Source organism: Rhizobium leucaenae USDA 9039, assembly GCF_000426285.1.
GTDB lineage: Bacteria > Pseudomonadota > Alphaproteobacteria > Rhizobiales > Rhizobiaceae > Rhizobium > Rhizobium leucaenae.
In genome coordinates, this window is the sequence record NZ_AUFB01000008.1 from 164,362 (window position 1) to 181,775 (window position 17,414).

Consider the following 17,414-nt stretch of genomic DNA (forward strand, 5'->3'; position numbering starts at 1 on the left):
TCGCAATGCAGTTCGCAAAATCAGGGATTCGAATTGGCTGAGATTTTCACCGCGACGCTTGAAGAGGCACCACTGACAGGCGAAGAAATCGCGCAATGGCTATCCACAAACAAAAAGCGAGACAGCCACATTCCTCTCAATCGCGAGTCGCGAGAGCTTTTCGGCTTCACCATGTATGGTGTTGACGGCTTTGTGGGATGGGGTGGATCGAGTGCATCGAGACGCGCGTTTTCCGTTGCGGTCGAGCGCGATGACTTCATGTTCTTTTTCGAACAATCATCCTATTGCCAACTGGCGACGGGCAACATTCGCCACATCGTCAGTCCCGGTTCGGCCGTGCTGACGACGGCCGATCGGTATTCCGGAATAGAAATCGGCGAGAAGTCGATCGGCGAGGGATTCACGATCAGCCGCAAATCGGTGATGGCGGCACTTGCCGGCACATTTGAGTGTTTTGCACCGGCAAATTTCGAATTTAAGCCGGAGCATTCCCTGACCGAAGGGGCGATGCCAAAACTTCTGACGCTGATGCAATTTTTCAGGGATGAGATCTGCACGAACCATACTCTGGAGGCGTCGCCGATCGCGCTCGCCAGCTTCCAGGAAACCTTGTCGTTGCTGATGGTGCAGAACCTGCCCCATTCGCTTTTCAATCGAAAGCCGGTGGCAAGATCGATCGCCCCAAAACAGATCAAACGAGCGATCGAATTTGCCCGAACACACGCCGGTGCACCGATAACCATTGCAGACATGGCCGCGGCAGCCGACGTGAGCGTTCGAGCATTACAACTCAACTTCCGTCATTTCTTTGACGAGACGCCGATGGCTTATCTGCGACGACTGCGGCTCGAAGGCGCACGAAGCGACATAAGAGACGCGCCGCCCAATGCGACCATTGCGGAGATCGCCGGCCGTTGGGGCTTTACCCACCTCGGGCGCTTTTCCCTGCAATACAGGGAGGCCTTCGGAATCCTGCCCTCAGTTGATTTGAGGCGTGAGCGCCGGAAGTAGATCGGCGTTTTCATGGCAATTGGCGCCGCAGTGTCGATCGGTTTCACCGTTGCGCACGGTCGCCAGCCGATAGGGGCGCTCGCTATGGAGTTACGCGAAGGACCGCGGAGCCCGTCGTGCGCCGCTCTTCCAGATCGTGATGAGCCTGAATAACATCATCGAATGAATAAATGCGCGAAGGATCGACGTGCAGAATGCCGGATTGGATTGCAGCGAATAGGTCGGCGGCAGCTTCGGCGGTCTGAGCTGGTGTTGTGACGTAATGCTGCAGCATAGGCCATGTCAGGTGAAGACCTCGTGGACCAAGTTCGTAGGGATCGATGGGAGTGATCTCGCCGGACGCCTTACCGAACTGAACCAGCGTGCCGCGAACTTTGAGGACTGCAAGAGAGCCGCGAAAAGTATCTTCGCCGACGGAATCGAAGACAGCCTCTACGCCGAGACCGTCGGTCAGTTCGAAGGTTCGCGCTACGAAATCTTCGGTACGGTAGTTGATGACGTGATCGCACCCTGCTTGGCGGGCAACCTTTGCCTTGCTGTCATTCGATACTGTGCCAATAACCCGATACCCAAGGGACTTTGCCCACTGCACAAAGATCTGGCCTACGCCACCTGCTGCGGCATGATAAAGGATGGTGTCTCGGCGCTTTAACGGCACGACGTCCTTGATCAGATATCTCGCCGTCAGGCCCTTGAGGAAACTGCCGGCGGCCTGCGCATCGGAGACTCCGTCCGGAATAAGCGCCAGCCGATCAGCGGGATGGAGGCCGGCGGTCGCATAAGCGCCCGTGCTATGGCCAAAAACCACGCGGTCACCCACTTTCACCGAAGTAACGCCAGGCCCGATAGCTTCCACGACGCCCGCCGCCTCATTGCCGATAGTTGCGGGGAATGACGACACCTGCATCGTGCCCCGCCTGAAATAGACGTCGACAAAGTTGAGACCAATCATCGTGCTGCGGACGAGAACCTCACCATCGCCCGGTTCCGGAACGAGGATGTCCTCGAACGTTAAAACTTCTGGGGCACCGTACTGATAGATGCGCGCTGCTCGTGCTTTGACCGGCATGTCGATTCCTTTCCTGGCGCCACTTTCATCGAGTGGCAGCGCCCAAAGTTGATGTCCAAAGAGATATCGATCATTTCGGTTCGTCTGATAATCGGGTAGCTTCCGACAGCACCTTTCGGAGTTTTCGAGAAATGGATACTTTGGACGCGCTCCGTCTCTTCGTCAGCATCGCGGAGGCGGGTAGCCTGTCAGCGGCGGCACGACAGAGTTCGGTCGCCACGTCGACCGCTACGGTGGCGTTGCAACAACTGGAGGAGCAGGCAGGCACGACATTGATCAGACGATCAACGCGGCGCCTTTCGTTCACATATGAAGGCCTGCAGTTCTTGTCGAATGCCCGGCGATTGCTCGCCGATTGGGATGCCTCCATCGAAGGCGTGAGAGGCGGTCCCTTGCGTGGGCCTATCAGGATGACTTCGACCGTTGACTTCGGCAGGAGCAAAATCGTTCCGGCCATCGACCGCTTCATGGAACGACACTCGGGCGTTTCGATAGATCTGCATCTGTCGGATGCGGTTGTCGATCTCGTCGAGCAAAACATCGATCTCGCGATACGAAACGGACCTTTGCGAGACTCTTCGCTGAAAGCCCGCATGATCTTGCGCGGTCAGCGGGTCGTTTGTGCGGCTCCTTCCTATTGGGACTCACGTGGCCTGCCGGCGCATCCCGACGAGCTTTCGGGCCACAACTGCCTAGTCGTCTCAAGGCCGGCAACGACGTTTTCGACTTGGCATTTCGTGGATGACGGCAGGAAAATTTCGACGCGAGTCTCTGGAAATCGCGTAGCGAACGACGGCTCCGTTTTGAAGCGGTGGGCTTTGAAGGGCTATGGCGTCTGTTTGAGCCTCGTCTGGGATGTCCGCGAAGAACTGGCATCCGGTGCACTGGTGACAGCGCTCGAAAGGTTCCTGCCGGAGAGCGCCAATCTGTATGCGGTCACGAATGGCACCGCAGCCAGTCATCGCGTTCGAGCCCTTATCGATTTCCTGGCGGATGAGTTGCAGCAGGAGGCTTGATCTCGAAAACCGCTTCCATCGATTTTGGCGGCCTTCTTTTGAGGACAAGCAGATTCCCGCATAGAACCAATGCGAGACCGACGCCAATCATAGGCGTCAATACATATGCCTCCAGAAACACGGAAATCGTCAGCGCGACGACGGGAAACAGCACAGTCATATAGGCCGCTTTTTCCGGTCCGACGCGGTGCAGCACCGTGAGATATGCAGTGAAGCCGATGACTGAGCCGCCGATTGCCAAATACAGTAGAGAAATCAAATAGGCCGGTGACAGATCAAGGGTGAACGAGGCTCCGCGGAGCAGCGCAAATGTCGAAACGATGATTGCGCCGTATAGCATTGCCCAGGCATTGACGGAGGCGGTCGGCAAACCCTGTTTCTGATTGCGGGCTGAGACGAGGTTTCCAACGGAGAAAAACCAGGTACCCAACAACGCCAGAAACAGCCCGATGATCATGTCCCTGTTCATCTCCGTGTTTACGATGCTACCCCAGAACAAGATCGCAATGCCGGCAACGCCGAAGATGGCGCCGGCTAGAATGTTTTTCGCCGGCCTACGGCCGTAAAAGGCGAACGCGTTCAGAATATTGAATATGGTTGCGGAGGAAAACACGACGGAGACAATTCCGCTCGGGATATAAATACTTGCGATATACAGGCATATGAAATTACATGAAAAAAGGCATAGCGCCTGTAACAGGAGGTATGGTTGCTGCCGGAGTGGAATCCACCGCAGCTTGCACCTCGCAAGGAGGAGGCAAATCAAAACGATGCTGGCAAGTGTGAATCTGTAGGCTATCGATGCCTCGACCGATACGATGCCGACCTGGTGCTTGATGGCGATCCAGGTTGTTCCCCAAATGAAGACGGTCAAGACATAATAGAATGCGGTCATTCTGACTTTCTCCTGAAGACTGCTGGAAGCTGCATTTCCCATGTCATGAGGAGTCGGTCTTTCACGATCTTGGCTCGATGTTATAAGATCTTGGGTATTTCTGAGGCTTACCCGCGCAGATCATGGAACTCGGATGTGCGCCCCAAATGAACGGTTTTGCATGCAGCGGAATAACTCCAGCGTGAGCGAGGCCCTTACCGGCACCGGGGCCTATCTTGAGCGGGCGGGTTTCCTTTCCCAAGGGCTCTCATTAGCCGTTTGGAAAAACGACGGTTATCCCACCGATTATGAGTGGCCCGATCATCACACTTTGAGCCTGTATCTGTCCGGCGGCGATAGGGTGGTGCGGGAGGACAGGAAGCTCTCGGGTGGCGCCCCCGGTAAGATTTGCCTTCTGCCCGCCGGACATCTGAGCCGATGGAGTGTCGGAGCGCCGGTACGGATGTTGCATCTCTATATCGCACCGGCGATCGTTGAGCATCAAGCTCTCGATTGTTTCGGCATCAGGCAGGGCGCTTTCGAACTCAAGGATCTGACTTTCCTGGATGATGCCTCGATTGCGATGATTATGCGCGGCGGGATATTACCGTTCGACTGGCGCGACAGGAGCGATCGTCTGGCTCTGGACTCTGCCTGCCACCTGCTGATCCATCACATCATCAAACGTCATGTCGGGGACGTAAGAAGCAAAATCGACCATGGCGGCCTATCACCGCGTGTGCGGCGCCGGATTTGTGATTTCATCGAGGCAAGCCTCGAGCTTCCACTGACACTGGATCGACTGGCTTTGGAAGCACGTCTGAGCAAGTTTCATTTTGCGAAGATGTTTCGCGTGAGTTTTGGTGTTTCTCCACACCGCTACCTCATGGAAAGGCGGGGGGAGCGTGCCAAGCAGCTCCTGCGCGACGACAATCTCACCCTTGCCGATGTGGCCTTGGCTTGCGGCTTTGCCTCTCAAAGCCATTTTACGAAGGCATTCAAGGTGGAATGCGGAGTTACGCCTGGCGAGTGGCGCAAGACACGATAAGTCTGCTGATCCAAGTGTTGCGAGCCATTCACACATCGGAAATCGCCGGACGGTGACCAGTGCCAGCAGGCTTCAGATGTCCCCTTGCCTATTGTTAAAAATTTTTTTGACGCCGTCTTGAATATGAAAAAAGCACAAACCAAATCGATGTTCACCGGCAGCCCAAAGGGGGCCGGAGAGCCGGAGACGCAGGTTTCCGACGCGTCTCCTTTCCATCTCGCTTTACGGAGGATTTGGTTATGAGAAACGAATTCGACTTCGCACCGCTGTACCGGTCCAGCATCGGCTTCGACCGTGTGTTCAATCTCCTCAACAACGCCCAGCGCTTGCAGGCCCTTGATACCTGGCCGCCCTACGATATCGTCAAGACGGGTGAGAACGACTACCGCATTCAGATGGCAGTGGCCGGTTTCGCCGACGCCGATTTAGACATCACGCAGGAGCGCAACGTCCTTATCGTGAAGGGCCAAAAGGCCGAGCAGAAGGAAGGGGAGTATCTGCACCGCGGTATTGCCGGCCGCGCCTTCGAACGGCGCTTCGAACTCGCCGACCATGTGAGGGTCGAGAATGCCTCGCTGACGCATGGCCTTCTCAGCATCGAGCTAAAGCGCGAAATCCCGGACGCGATGAAGCCGCGTAAGATCGCGATCGGTGGCAGCCAGCCCCAGGCGACGCCGCTTCAGATCGATGCCGAAAAACAGGTGGCCTAAAAGCAGCGGATGCCGCTCGACCCCGGGCGGCATCTCTCAGTTGGGTACCTCGAAATGGAAACAATCGACGTTCAAAAATCGGCTTTTCTCGATGCCCGCGATCTCGCCGCCTGCCAGTCCGTTTTCGACGAACTGCTGAAGGAGATCGCGGTAGCCAGGAACTCGGAAGAGGCCGAACGCATTGCGGCCATCGTAATTGAGCTCTATCGGCAAGGCGTGCGCGATGCCTCCCATCTGAAGGTCATGGTCGAGAGTGCGCGTGGCCTGTTCGGACGTTCCAAGCCGAAGGCAACCGTATCCGGCTAGTGTTTTCCGGTCGCTCGCGATCATTGGGCGACCGGATCTGCCGGGCCCAAATCTGGACCGGACATAGCAATTTCCGAAAGGAAAGTGAGGCAGCAGGTATCAGCTACTGCCTACTTCGGTTATGGGCAGTTTGACGAGGCTGCAGGATTGGCCGCCTGGTCCTGCTTCATCGTCGTCGTGTTCTTCGATGTCGACATTGCGTTGCAGTCGCTGGCCTTTCCGGCGTCGTTGCTGGCGCCGCTGCTGGTGCCGCTAGTGGTGCTGCCGCTGTTGGTCTTGGAGCCATTGGTGCTGTTGGTGCCGGTGTCTCCGGAGCCTGAAGATGTCGATGCCCCGGAACCGCTTCCCGAACTCGATCCGCTACCGCTGCTGCCGGACTGCTGGGCCAATGCCGACGTTGCAAGGCCAATGGAAAGAACCGATACTGCCATGATCTTTAAGAACATGATTTTCTCCTTCGATGTTCTTTGTTTGCCGACGTCGAACAAATACCGGCCTGGCATGTTCCAAAGTTTCCAGTCACCAATCCTTGAAGCAACTTATCCTTCGCCGGTCGAGGCATAAGCGGCAGCGATTCTGCTTAACCTCTTGGCGTCTTAAGTATCTTGTGCCGGAACTGGGGCATTCATCTTTGCGTTATTCCCCGCCGTTGTAACGCGAGGGTGATCATGACCGAAATTTCCGCCTCCAAATTGTTCTCCAAATTCGCCGCCACGATCGCAGATCTCTGCGGAAAGCCTGCTACTTTCGTCCTAGCGGCAGGGCTTATCCTTGTCTGGGCGATTTCCGGACCTTTCTTCGCCTTTTCCGAAACTTGGCAGCTTGTCATCAACACCGGAACGACGATTATTACCTTCCTGATGGTATTCGTGCTTCAGAACTCCCAGAACCGTGACGGTAAGGCCCTGCAGGCAAAGCTCGATGAGCTCATTCTGACATCGCAGGCCCAAAACAGATTTGTCGGCATTGAGAAGCTCGACGAACAGCAGCTCCGCGAAATGAGCGAGGCACTTACGCGCAAGGCCGAATGTATTGGAGATGCCGCTGATGATCGGGCCGACCTGCGGGAAGAGGCCCGCAGTTCCTTGGCCGATTAGCGCGGTCCGGCCCCGGCTCTCGCTTGCTACAGAGCTTCGGCCCCATCGAATTTCGGGGCCGGGGACCGGCACAGATCCGAAATGGCCGTGCGTTCGGCATGCTCGGGAGGCGAACGTCTACGTCTTCGCGGGGGCAGCCCTTTCGATCGAATTCAGCAGGGTTGCAAGTGATACCGGGCGCAGGCCCTGAGCGTCGACGCCGACATCGTACTGGCGAGGAAGCGGTTTTAGCCTTCCATGGGAGTGGCCGTGGAGATTGATCGACTTCCTGCCCATCCGGTTCCAGGTTCGAAAAGGATAGTGACAGAGGATCAGCAGGTGGTCGTCAAGGATCATTTCGCTGTAGTGCTGGACGCTTTTCCAGCCGCTCGCCTTGACCGTGGCTTCGGGGTCGTTGTTCCCGATGATAAGATGCTTACGGCCATTCAGCATCGAGAGAAGCTGATCGCAGTCGCCGCGAGACGACATGAAGTCGCCAAGGTGCCAGACATCGTCTTCGGTTCCGACGATCTCGTTCCAGTTCTTGATCAGGGCGACATCATGGAATGCCATGTCCGGGAAGGGACGGCGGTCGATCCTCAGCACGCGTGGATCGGCAAAATGGGTATCGCTCGTAAAATAGATCATTCGGGCAAGATGGCGGACTTCGATGGGAAACCAAGGGCTTTTTAGCGATTTGCCTGACGGAAGGGGACGCCGCTTCGCGTCATGGTGATCTATTTGGGGATTTCCTCAAGCACGAGCCGAAGTTCGATGATCGGCTTGCGTTCCGCATCGAACACTTCGACCGTCAGCATATTCAGCGGTTCTTCGGGAAGGCCGTCGCGCGCCATCTCGGCCAAGGCCGTTCGAGCTTGGCGCTTGGCTTCCTCTGCGGTCGCAAAGTCGTGTTCCACCTCGATCGGTTCCGCGCTCGTCCGGTCGATGATTTGGAAAAAGAATTTCGGCATGGGAATCTCCTGTCGGAGAAGAGAATGCTTCCGGCTGATGGCGGTTCCCTAACGGATGAGCCTATCTTTTCCGACCTTCGCCCGTGGTCGACAAGCGCAATCTGCGCAGCCGCTCCGTTTTCTCCTCGCGGTTCCTGCGCTCTTCGTCCGCAGCTTCCATTGCCACCTTGTTTGTATGTTCGAACGCGGCCATGCGTTGTTGCACGGTCAGCGTCTTTCTGATCCTGCTAACCATCGTATCGTCTTTTTTGTTGAGCGTTTCCCGATAGATGGTGATGTCGATCGGTTCGATCAATGGGTCGCAAACGTACGAAGCCGGACCCAACAAAGAAAGCTCGCGAAAATGAATGTTCTTGAGCCAGAAATCGGAAGGGGAATGCGAGGCGCGTAAGACGAACGCGGATACGAAGGAGGCGTGGATGACGATCCTGGTCGAGCGAGCTCAGAGGGCGACTCCGAACGTTCCTTTAATAGACGAAAACACTTGTCTTTCAGGCAGATGAATCGCCGGGAACAAACCGGACGACTATCGTGTTCTGTCGCAACGAAGGCTTTCGCCGGCGCAAAGCGTGCGGGCTGGATGCAGTCCGACCGCAAACGAAGCAAAGCTCTTGCAAGCCACCGGGAGCGGCTCCGGAGGAGCAGATTTGAGCGTGGATGATCATCGTGATATCCAGAACCTCCTTCTTGCGACGCTTTCGCCGGAGGACATGCAGCTCCTGCGCCCGCTTCTCGATGCGGTGACCCTGAAGCAGAAAGATGTGCTGTTTGAGCCGTTGCAGCCCATCGAGCATGTCTACTTCTTCGAGAGTGGTCTTTCCTCCGAGATTGCGATCAATGCCGGCTCCAAACAGATCGAAGTTGGATGTGTGGGGCGTGAGGGCTTTTCGGGAGCGCCGGTGGTGCTCGGGGTGGATACGACACCTCACCGGAGCTTTATGGAAGCCGGTGGGGTCGCGCTGAAAATACGCTCCGACGATCTACAGCGCGTCATGGATGTCAGTCGCCCTTTGCGGCAGCTTCTGCTTCGGTATGCGCATGTCTTCATGATCCAGATCGCCTCTACTGCCCTTGCAGACGGGCGCTACAACGTCGAGCAGCGGCTCGCTCGCTGGCTCCTGATGTGCAATGACAGGATTGGCAATGAGCTTCCTCTAACCCACGAATTCTTGGCTCTGATGCTGGGCGTCAGGCGTCCAAGCGTGACGGACGCGCTTCATATCCTCGAAGGACAGCGGCTCATCAAAGCGGAACGCAGCCTGATTTCGATCAGAGATCGTAAGGGTCTCGAGGCTCTCGCAGGCGAAGCCTATGGACTTCCCGAAGCAGAATATCGTCGTCTCATTTCAGAGATTTAAGCTCTCTTGCGTGGAGATATCGAGCCTCCCTCCGTGCGGTAACGCTGGCACATCCGCAGATCTCTGCGTTTGACTGCTACCGTACGAACGCACGCTCTCGCTCTATCAACCATTGATTAGTGCATCTGTGCATGACACGATCACTTTCCCGCCGGCCCGAATTGGCACAAGGAACCGCTTGCATGCTCTTGCTCGCTCTCTCCCATGGCATTTTTCAGCCGGAAGATCTTGTTGTTCCGCAGCGCGTGTTCGATCGCGTGAGCTCTGAGCCCTGGTTTACCTCCGCGCCAGACCAGCGGGAGGAGTTTGCCCGTTATGTCCTGCGGATGTATTCGCGGGGTCTGGTCTTGCAAGAGCGGTTGGAAGAGCTGTGCCGGGTAGCGGCCAGAAATCGCTTCGCCACCGTGAAACTCCATCACGACATCAGGGGACGCCACTTTCTCGTGGTCGAAGACGAATACATGATCGCTCGAGAAGCAGCCCAAAGGCTGACTGAGTTGGGCGCAAAAGTTGTCGGTCCGGTGGGAAATGTCAGCGACGCTTTCGAAATCGTCGAGTCGCCGCATGTTCGGGTCGACGCAGCTCTCCTTGACATCGTTTTGGACGGACAGACGGTTTACCCTGTCGCTGCATTTCTCAAAATGAAGCGTATTCCGTTCGCCTTCGTGTCAGGTCGCGATGACAGGCAAATACCTGCGTTCTATCGCTCGACACCGAAATTTTCCAAGCCTGTCGATTGGGGATTGATTGCAGCCCATCTTACGGACAGGCCAACGACCATCGCGTCCAACGCCGTCGATTCGTCGGCCGGCTGCTGCCTGAATTCCCAACCAGTTTGTTGGCGGTCTCAATAGGGCCGGTTATCACGATAGTGAGCTGCGAAAAATACCGTCTTGTGCCTGTCTCGAATTCCTAGAACCCGGCGGACGCAATGGCCATGGCGGCAGCTAGCAGCCCGAGAAGGTTGAGCGACAAGGCGATCATGCCTGCTCGACCTTCGTTGCCCAAATGGCGCCTTCCGAAACGGGAGTCGGCGGAAACGGATATAAGCCCGGCCAGGAACCAGCTTGTGAGTGTGAGAGAGCCGAACATGATGGCGAGTTGCGCTGCGGTCATATGAATATCCTCTTCAGCCGTTGGCTATTCCACAGGTCATTCGGGTGATTGGCGGGCAGCCTCTCTCGAAGCGAGGCATCTCGTTCATGTGGAGGCTAACGCATCCTCGCCGGTAAATGCTTTTCGCAACCGTAGGCTCCGGCGATGTGAAGATATCCAATTCCAGCGCAGTGCACGTCTGCTTGATCCAAGATGTCAAACTCGTGCCTACTATCGGCTCGGCGATCAACGGCAATGGAAGATACTGCATCATAAGAGTCTCCAGTTGCTCCCAACTGCCGAATTCTCACATAGTTCCTTCTGTGAGTGATTTTTAACTGGATCAGATCTTTAGAAGCTGACGGATATAGGCGCGTGGATCAAATTTTGCTGGAGAAACCCCAACTATCTCTGGATCGTTGCTTGGTAAAAGAAGCGAAGGGATCGGCAAGAATTGGCTGGGTTACCGGAGTTCATGCGACATCGATAAAGGGCTGCTCCGTGATTTGCGACGCTTGCGTTCTGGCAAGATCACTCAACATCCGCTGCGCTACGCTAGGGGCAACGTGATGCGGCAGATGCCCGACGCCGTCGAGCAGTTTGACAACGATCGCAGAATGTTTCTGACGAAGCCAGTCGATGTGCACAGCCGGGTCAACAATGCGATCTTCAGAACCGAAAAGGACATGCATGGGGATGTCCGCCGGCAGCTTCGGCAGCAATGCCATATCCCGGTTGAAGGCCCGTAGTTCATCGGCCATTGTTTCAATTGCAATCGGATTGACCATATGGCTGGCCGGCAACGCTGCGAGGTGTGGCGGCAAAGGGTCGGGAAACGATGATGCTCGAAGGCCGCGATCCAGGAAGAATGTTGCCAGCCGACTGATGACGTGGCGGCGGATCAGTGGCCCGACGAGCGGAGCCGACGCAGCCCTCAGGACGATCAAGGGCTTTGGCCGAACCGGACTGCAGCAAGGAGAGATGAGAAGAAGCGCCTTTACCAGATCGGCCCTTCGCGCGGCGAGGTGCAGTGCTGTAGCGCTGCCGATCGAGTGCGCGACGATCCAGACGGACGCGAGACCATAGGCAACGAGAAAGCGCTCCAACCAAAACGATTGGCCGAGCGGCCCCCGATCCGCCGGCGGGAGCGATGTGCTGAAACCATATCCCGGGCGATCAGGGGCAATCAGCCGAAACTCGCTGTTCTCAAAAGGGAACAGCACCTCTTCCGCAAGGCTGCCGCAACCGTGAAGAAGGACGACCGGGTTCCCGTTTTGCTTACCGCTTTCTAGAATATGAACCTGCTGATCACCAAGGAGGCGTATGGTACCGGATCGAGGCTGAATTAATTGTTTCGTGAACATGAGCCGTAGAACGCCTATGATTCGGCAAAGTTCCGGCAGCGCAGTCCTGGAGGCTTGGTGAGGGCAAGGCGGCGTTTCGCTGCGGAACGATTGCGCAAATTTTTCGATAGTGCGGGCAAAAAAGCCGTTAGCAGGGACGGGATCCTGCCAACGGCAACAGGACGCGACCTAGGCACAAGAGCGGCCAGGCGTGTCTCCGGCGGCGCATCGAACTTGCCGGCATTATCATTGTTCCCGCCACGCGCCACGATTTTTGCCAAATTGCAGGAACGCCGCTGATCTTCGGACTATGGCTTACTATTATCCGCTGCCGGGAGGTCGAACGCCGGAATGGCAAATGCCGCTGGCTCTTCCGGCGTGGTCTCCTAGCCGACCTGATTCACCACGAGCATGCCCGCAGGAAGCGGTTTTATCAGCGACTTCGCCGATACGGTTGGATCGAGCCAATCGGCCCATGCATTGCGCTCGAGGATGGCTATCTGCCGGTCGTGGTATGCAGCGATGTCGGGTCCCGGCTCCATCGTCAGCATGGTGAAGGCTTGGCCAACATCCGGCGTTTCGCGCCATATGCCGGCAATGCAGAAGATCGGTTCGTCCTTCTTGGTGAACAGCCACTTGTCCTTGCGCTTCTTTTTAGGGTCGCTTGGATCAGTGAACTCGTAAAAGCCGTCCGCAACGATCAGGCAGCGATTGGAATTGAATTCCCGCCCCTCCGATCGGAAATTATACACCGGCCGCTTGCTCGGCCCAGGCCAACTCCAGCGCCTCTGCACGAGCTCGCCCCCATTTCGGACCCCGTCGACGGTCCGGACGATCGGTCCGACATCGGTGATCTTGATGTCCTCCCGCGCTTCGAGGTTCGGCGTCCCTTCCCCGAAACGGATATTGATCTTCAGATGGGAGAACTCCCTCACGATAGAGGCGACGTCCACCAACAGCCGATAATCATTGCACATTGGGCGTCCTTTTCGCCTCAAATAGATCCGCTCGCAGTCGGGCCAATGCAGGTGCAATATCGATGCTGACATCCGCCGCCAAATCCGCTCAGGATCTCAGAACGGCGCGTTCGGTAGCTCGAGGGTAACAAAATCCGGGATGAAATATCCGAGCCTCATATAGATGCGGGCTTCGTAAGCTGCCACGATGAAGGCATCTCTCGCAAGCTCGGGGTCGGATTTGCCCTCGATTGCGGCGCGACAGATCATCAGCGCATCCTCATAAGCCTGGTCTTCTTCGGCGGGCCAATCTGCCACCAGACAGTCGAGTGCTTCGGAACTGCTCCTGATCGTTCGAAATACGCCGATCCGGTGTAGCTCAAGACTTACGGGCTCCTGCCATGTTTCATGCGTCAACATGATCTACCTCTGCTGCTAGAACGGAGCCGAAGGTATCTTTGTTCCTGCGGAAGGATGGATGCTGGGCCTTTTTCCTCCTGTCACTCTGTGTGAGCTTGAACGAAGTTAGCGGGCCAACGCAGCCCAATTGAGTTGGCCGTCAAAATGGCAAAGAAGCGTGTACTATCTTAATTTAAAATTTTTCCGTGTATTAATCGTGCAAAAGAACAAGATGAGGAAGCTCATACGGCTGAATTGCCTTAAGTTACCGGGTTAAGTGAAAGAAGGCGGCCGCGCGAATCGAAAAGCTCAGCCTCTGCGGGCAATTCTCTTTGCGAGACCAGTCGCCGAAATCTGATCCGAGGCGGTGCACGAGCACCAAACATCCGAAGAGAAATGGGGCGGAATGAAAAAGCTTATGGTTTTGGTAGCCGTCGCTGTAGCGGCTTTTTCCATGTCGGCGAACGCCGCGTCGGTCACGAGCAAGGGCGGGTATGAATACGATAGGAATCAACTGAGCGATGCCACGGTTCTTAACTGGAACATCCAGGCATGCAGCCACAGTGGCATCGAGCCGGACGCGCAAAAGAAGCTTGCGAAGCTGATGGGCGTTTCGGAGGCCAATGTCCGCCTTGAGTTTTGCCGCCGGATCCTCACCGCTTACGCGAAAGGCGCCATCCCCTACGACGACTATGTTCAGTTTGTCCAAGGTCACGTCATGAATCCCAGCATTTCGAGGGCTTTGAGGATCTCCGCTTCGAGCCTGCCGAAGCCGCAGGGTCGTGGAAAAGGCGACATAGTTCTTCCGGTTTCGGCGAAAATGGATTCCGGCGAGACGTTCAAAGGCTCGACGATCGCGTCGCACGGCGACGGCCACTTCTCGGTCCAGTCGTCACGGCATTCGGTGAAATGCTCCGGCACCTACGACCTGAAGGATCGGCGCCCGACAGTTACTCTTCCGGTCAAATGCTCAGACGGTCGTACCGGGCAAGCCGAGGTTACGAGAGCGCCGGATCTCATGTCAGCCTCGGGGAAGGTAAAGCTTTCCGATGGAAGCGCCGGTCGACTGGTGGTCGGCACAGTTCGAAAACAGCCGTGACGGGCAGGCGTGCGCCCTCGCGTTTCACATCCGACAACAAGGATGAGATTTCTGGCATGGAACGAGCCGGGCGGTCGCCCGGCTTCTTCTTAGCTGAGCATGTCGCGTCGATCTTTATTGGTGATGACAAGGGTTTTCCGAAGCCATTTTGCAGAACGCCACCCATGGCAGGTCACCGCGGCAGAAAGCCAAGACGCGCAAGCTTCGGATCAGGTGCCACTGTTACGGGTGTTAACAAGAAACATCCTAGCGAGTAGCGCGGGCACTATGAAAACAAAAGCAGTCAGCTAGTTCGCATCGCGTTTATTCCGACGCCTCTGCCGCTGTCGCCAGCCGTCCGAAGCGCCATGGCGGCCTCATCCGGTAAGGCCTGATCAAGCTAACATTTGGAACGCTCGCCTATGACAATCATTTCTTCTCTGTCCGCCAGTGCGATCAAAGCTCTTTCCACCGCCACCATAGCGTCTCTGAGCACAGACGAGGTCGCGGCGCTGAGCACGAGCGCAGTCAATGCGCTGACCTCAGTCCAGATCGCCGCGTTGGATACCGAGGACGTTGCTGTCCTTAGCTCTAAGCAAATCAACGCCATATCGGCGAGCGCCATTGTTGGCTTGGGGCTAGACCAATTGGCCGTTCTGTCGTCGGTCCAGATTGGGGGGCTCTCCACGGTCGACGTGAAGCGGCTGACCACCACTCAGATCGCGGGGCTGTCGACGGCGCAGATCAGTGCCTTGACGACGACGCAGATCGCCGCTCTCTCTGCCGCAGAGGTCGGTGCCCTGTCGACCGCGGATATCGAGACGCTGTCGAGCAGCCAAATCGGAGCCATCAGTGCGTCAGTCTTATCGAAGCTTTCCACAGATAATGTCGCGTTGCTCACCACCAGCACGATCGCCGGCTTGACGACCGCACAGATCGCGGCTCTGACGACCAGTCAGATCGCTGCGCTCACGACCGGTCAGATCGACGTTTTGAGTTCCACGCAGATGGCTGCTCTGAGCATGAAGCAGGTTGCGGCTCTAGGCGCCGACGGCGTGGCCGCACTTTCGACCGCGCAAATCGCTGCGCTGAAGACCGCCTCGATCGCCGGGTTCACCACCGGTGAGATCGCGGCACTGTCGACGACTCAGATCGCGTCGCTGTCGACGGCGCAGATCGCCGCTCTTTCTGCAACGGAGATCGGTGCCCTTTCGTCGGAAGACATCCAAGCGCTGTCAAGTACCCAAATCGGAGCCATCAGTGCGTCGGTCTTGTCGAAGCTTTCCACTGCGAATGTCGCGGCGCTCACCACCAGCACGATCGCTGCTTTCAAGACGGCGCAGATCGCGGCTCTGACGACCAGTCAGATCGCTGCGCTCACGACCGGTCAGATCGGCGTTTTGAGTTCCACGCAGATGGCTGCTCTGAGCATGAAGCAGGTTGCGGCTTTGGGCGCGGACGGCGTGGTCGCACTTTCGACCGCGCAAATCGCTGCGCTGAAGACCGCCTCGATCGCCGGGCTGACCAGCGCTGAGATCGCGGCGCTGTCGACGACGCAGATCGCGTCGCTGTCGACCGCACAGATCGCCGCGCTCTCTGCCGCAGAGGTCGGTGCTCTTTCGTCGGAAGAGATTGCGGCGCTGTCGACCAGCCAAATCGGCGCCATCAGCGCGACTGCCCTCTCGAAGCTTTCCACCGATAATGTCGCGTTGCTCACCACTGGCGCGATCGCCGCTTTGAAGACGGCGCAGATCGCGGTTCTGACGACCAGTCAGATCGCTGCGCTCACGACCGGTCAGATCGATGTCTTAAGTTCCACGCAAATCAGTGCTTTGAGCGCGAAGCAGGTTGCGGCTTTGGGCACCGATGCCGTGGCGACGCTTTCGACCGCGCAAATCGCTGCGCTAAAGACCGCCTCGATCGCCGGGTTGACAACCGCTGAGATCGCGGCACTATCCACAACACAGATCAGTGCATTGACGACGACGCAGATCGCCGCTCTTTCTGCCATAGAGGTCGGTGCCCTGTCGTCGAAGGATATTGCTGCGCTGTCGAGCAGCCAAATGGGAGCCATCAGCGCGTCGGTTCTATCGAAGCTTTCCACCGACAATGTCGCATTGCTCACCACCGGCACGATCGCCGGCTTGACGACGGCGCAGATCGCGGCGCTGACGACCAGCCAGATCGCGGCGCTCACCACTAATCAGATTGATGTCCTGAGCTCCGCGCAGATGGCCGCTCTGAGCTTGAAGCAGGTTGCGGCTCTGAGCACCGACGGCGTGGCTACGCTTTCAACCGCGCAAATCGCTGCGCTGAAGACCGCCTCGATCGCCGGCCTGACCACCGGTGAGATCGCGGCCCTGTCGACAACGCAGGTCGCCGCGTTGACGACGACGCAGATCGCAGCGCTCTCTGCTATAGAGGTCGGTGCCCTGTCGACGGCGGATATTGCGGCACTGTCGAGCAGCCAAATCGGAGCACTCAGCGCGTCGGCCCTGTCGAAGCTTTCCACTGCTAATGTCGCATTGCTCACCACCGGCACGATCGCCGCTTTCAAGACGGCGCAGATCGCGGCGCTGACGACCAGCCAGATTACTGCGCTGACGACCGGTCAGATCGACGTTTTGAGTTCCACGCAGATCGCCGCTTTGAGTCTGAAGCAGGTTGCGGCTCTGAGCACCGTCGCCGTGGCCGCACTCTCGACCACGCAACTTGCTTCGCTGAAGACCACCTCGATCGCGGCGCTGACCACCAGCCAGATTGCCGCGCTATCGACGGCGCAAATCGGTTCATTGACCACGACGCAGATCGCGGCGCTGACCTCCTCAGAGATCGGTGCCTTGTCGTCGAAGGACATTGAGACGTTATCGACTGGTCAAATCGAAGCGATTGGCACCCGAGGCCTGGCGGGACTGTCCACCTATGATATTTCCATTCTGTCCAGCGCCCAATTGTACGCTATTACGACAGCCCAGGCGGCGGCATTGGACTCGGCGCAAGTCGAGGCAATCATTGCGGCCTATGCTGCCTATAGCTGAGGACGCCGCGCTGTAATGGCCAGTGGCTTGCATGGCTTAAGCTCTTTTACGGAACACCGCGTGTCG

The 17,414-nt window shown here is 57.1% G+C and carries 20 protein-coding genes; 11 read left to right on the forward strand and 9 right to left on the reverse strand.

The window, feature by feature from the left end; all coding sequences use genetic code 11:
• The first annotated feature begins 336 nt into the window (after positions 1-336).
• The gene (locus K290_RS0114665) at positions 337-1,011 is read left to right on the forward strand and encodes a helix-turn-helix transcriptional regulator (RefSeq protein ID WP_245276545.1); all 675 of its coding nucleotides are present in this window, start codon (positions 337-339) and stop codon (positions 1,009-1,011) included.
• Positions 1,012-1,093: 82 nt separating this feature from the next.
• Here K290_RS0114665 and K290_RS0114670 read toward each other — a convergent pair whose 3' ends face one another.
• Positions 1,094-2,080 carry a quinone oxidoreductase family protein gene (locus K290_RS0114670; protein WP_028752621.1) on the reverse strand — a complete coding sequence of 329 codons (987 nt, stop codon included), beginning with the start codon at positions 2,078-2,080 and terminating at the stop codon, positions 1,094-1,096.
• 131 nt (positions 2,081-2,211) lie between these two features.
• Between K290_RS0114670 and K290_RS0114675 the strand changes: the two genes are divergently transcribed.
• The gene (locus K290_RS0114675; RefSeq protein ID WP_028752622.1) at positions 2,212-3,096 is read left to right on the forward strand and encodes a LysR family transcriptional regulator; all 885 of its coding nucleotides are present in this window, start codon (positions 2,212-2,214) and stop codon (positions 3,094-3,096) included.
• Here the strand turns inward: K290_RS0114675 and K290_RS34315 are convergent.
• Positions 3,056-3,991, reverse strand: a complete 936-nt coding sequence (locus K290_RS34315) for a DMT family transporter (protein ID WP_051264080.1) — start codon at positions 3,989-3,991, stop codon at positions 3,056-3,058. The two genes, K290_RS0114675 and K290_RS34315, sit on opposite strands and share 41 nt — an antisense overlap.
• A gap of 181 nt (positions 3,992-4,172) precedes the next feature.
• On the opposite strand from K290_RS34315, the gene K290_RS0114685 reads away from it, so the two are divergent.
• From K290_RS0114685 to K290_RS0114705, 5 genes are all read left to right on the forward strand, one after another.
• Positions 4,173-5,018 (forward strand): helix-turn-helix transcriptional regulator, encoded by an 846-nt coding sequence (locus K290_RS0114685; protein WP_028752623.1) that lies wholly within the window; start codon positions 4,173-4,175, stop codon positions 5,016-5,018.
• 239 nt (positions 5,019-5,257) lie between these two features.
• Positions 5,258-5,728: an Hsp20 family protein gene (locus tag K290_RS0114690; RefSeq protein ID WP_028752624.1), complete on the forward strand. Its 471-nt coding sequence runs from the start codon at positions 5,258-5,260 to the stop codon at positions 5,726-5,728.
• 54 nt (positions 5,729-5,782) lie between these two features.
• Positions 5,783-6,034 (forward strand): hypothetical protein, encoded by a 252-nt coding sequence (locus K290_RS0114695; RefSeq protein ID WP_028752625.1) that lies wholly within the window; start codon positions 5,783-5,785, stop codon positions 6,032-6,034.
• Positions 6,035-6,118: 84 nt separating this feature from the next.
• Positions 6,119-6,598, forward strand: coding sequence for a hypothetical protein (locus K290_RS0114700; RefSeq protein ID WP_154668609.1), 480 nt, complete (start codon positions 6,119-6,121; stop codon positions 6,596-6,598).
• A 104-nt stretch (positions 6,599-6,702) separates the two neighbouring features.
• Entirely contained in the window at positions 6,703-7,131 is a 429-nt protein-coding gene (locus K290_RS0114705; RefSeq protein ID WP_028752627.1) for a low affinity iron permease family protein, read from the forward strand.
• Positions 7,132-7,248: 117 nt separating this feature from the next.
• Here the strand turns inward: K290_RS0114705 and K290_RS34320 are convergent, their stop codons facing one another.
• The 3 genes from K290_RS34320 to K290_RS37930 form a co-directional block, all read right to left on the reverse strand.
• Positions 7,249-7,758 (reverse strand): metallophosphoesterase family protein, encoded by a 510-nt coding sequence (locus K290_RS34320; RefSeq protein WP_037135443.1) that lies wholly within the window; start codon positions 7,756-7,758, stop codon positions 7,249-7,251.
• Between the two features lie 89 nt (positions 7,759-7,847).
• Positions 7,848-8,081, reverse strand: coding sequence for a DUF6894 family protein (locus K290_RS0114715; protein ID WP_028752628.1), 234 nt, complete (start codon positions 8,079-8,081; stop codon positions 7,848-7,850).
• 61 nt (positions 8,082-8,142) lie between these two features.
• The gene (locus K290_RS37930) at positions 8,143-8,376 is read right to left on the reverse strand and encodes a hypothetical protein (protein WP_037135445.1); all 234 of its coding nucleotides are present in this window, start codon (positions 8,374-8,376) and stop codon (positions 8,143-8,145) included.
• Between the two features lie 358 nt (positions 8,377-8,734).
• Between K290_RS37930 and K290_RS0114730 the strand changes: the two genes are divergently transcribed.
• A complete protein-coding gene (locus K290_RS0114730; RefSeq protein WP_245276546.1) occupies positions 8,735-9,439 on the forward strand; it encodes a Crp/Fnr family transcriptional regulator in 705 nt (234 codons plus the stop codon).
• Between the two features lie 182 nt (positions 9,440-9,621).
• Positions 9,622-10,293, forward strand: coding sequence for a response regulator (locus tag K290_RS35875; RefSeq protein ID WP_051264083.1), 672 nt, complete (start codon positions 9,622-9,624; stop codon positions 10,291-10,293).
• 58 nt (positions 10,294-10,351) lie between these two features.
• Here the strand turns inward: K290_RS35875 and K290_RS0114740 are convergent, their stop codons facing one another.
• From K290_RS0114740 to K290_RS35880, 4 genes are all read right to left on the reverse strand, one after another.
• A complete protein-coding gene (locus K290_RS0114740) occupies positions 10,352-10,555 on the reverse strand; it encodes a hypothetical protein (RefSeq protein ID WP_028752630.1) in 204 nt (67 codons plus the stop codon).
• 452 nt (positions 10,556-11,007) lie between these two features.
• Positions 11,008-11,898 (reverse strand): alpha/beta fold hydrolase, encoded by an 891-nt coding sequence (locus K290_RS34335; protein ID WP_051264085.1) that lies wholly within the window; start codon positions 11,896-11,898, stop codon positions 11,008-11,010.
• A 365-nt stretch (positions 11,899-12,263) separates the two neighbouring features.
• Complete coding sequence (locus K290_RS0114755; protein ID WP_028752632.1) at positions 12,264-12,854, reverse strand: SOS response-associated peptidase; 591 nt, start codon at positions 12,852-12,854, stop codon at positions 12,264-12,266.
• Positions 12,855-12,950: 96 nt separating this feature from the next.
• On the reverse strand, positions 12,951-13,253 hold the full coding sequence (locus tag K290_RS35880; RefSeq protein ID WP_065091438.1) for a DUF982 domain-containing protein: 303 nt from the start codon (positions 13,251-13,253) through the stop codon (positions 12,951-12,953).
• 385 nt (positions 13,254-13,638) lie between these two features.
• Between K290_RS35880 and K290_RS0114765 the strand changes: the two genes are divergently transcribed.
• Both K290_RS0114765 and K290_RS34345 read left to right on the forward strand, forming a co-directional pair.
• On the forward strand, positions 13,639-14,331 hold the full coding sequence (locus K290_RS0114765; protein ID WP_028752633.1) for a hypothetical protein: 693 nt from the start codon (positions 13,639-13,641) through the stop codon (positions 14,329-14,331).
• Between the two features lie 401 nt (positions 14,332-14,732).
• The gene (locus K290_RS34345; protein WP_051264089.1) at positions 14,733-17,348 is read left to right on the forward strand and encodes a beta strand repeat-containing protein; all 2,616 of its coding nucleotides are present in this window, start codon (positions 14,733-14,735) and stop codon (positions 17,346-17,348) included.
• Positions 17,349-17,414 lie beyond the last annotated feature (66 nt).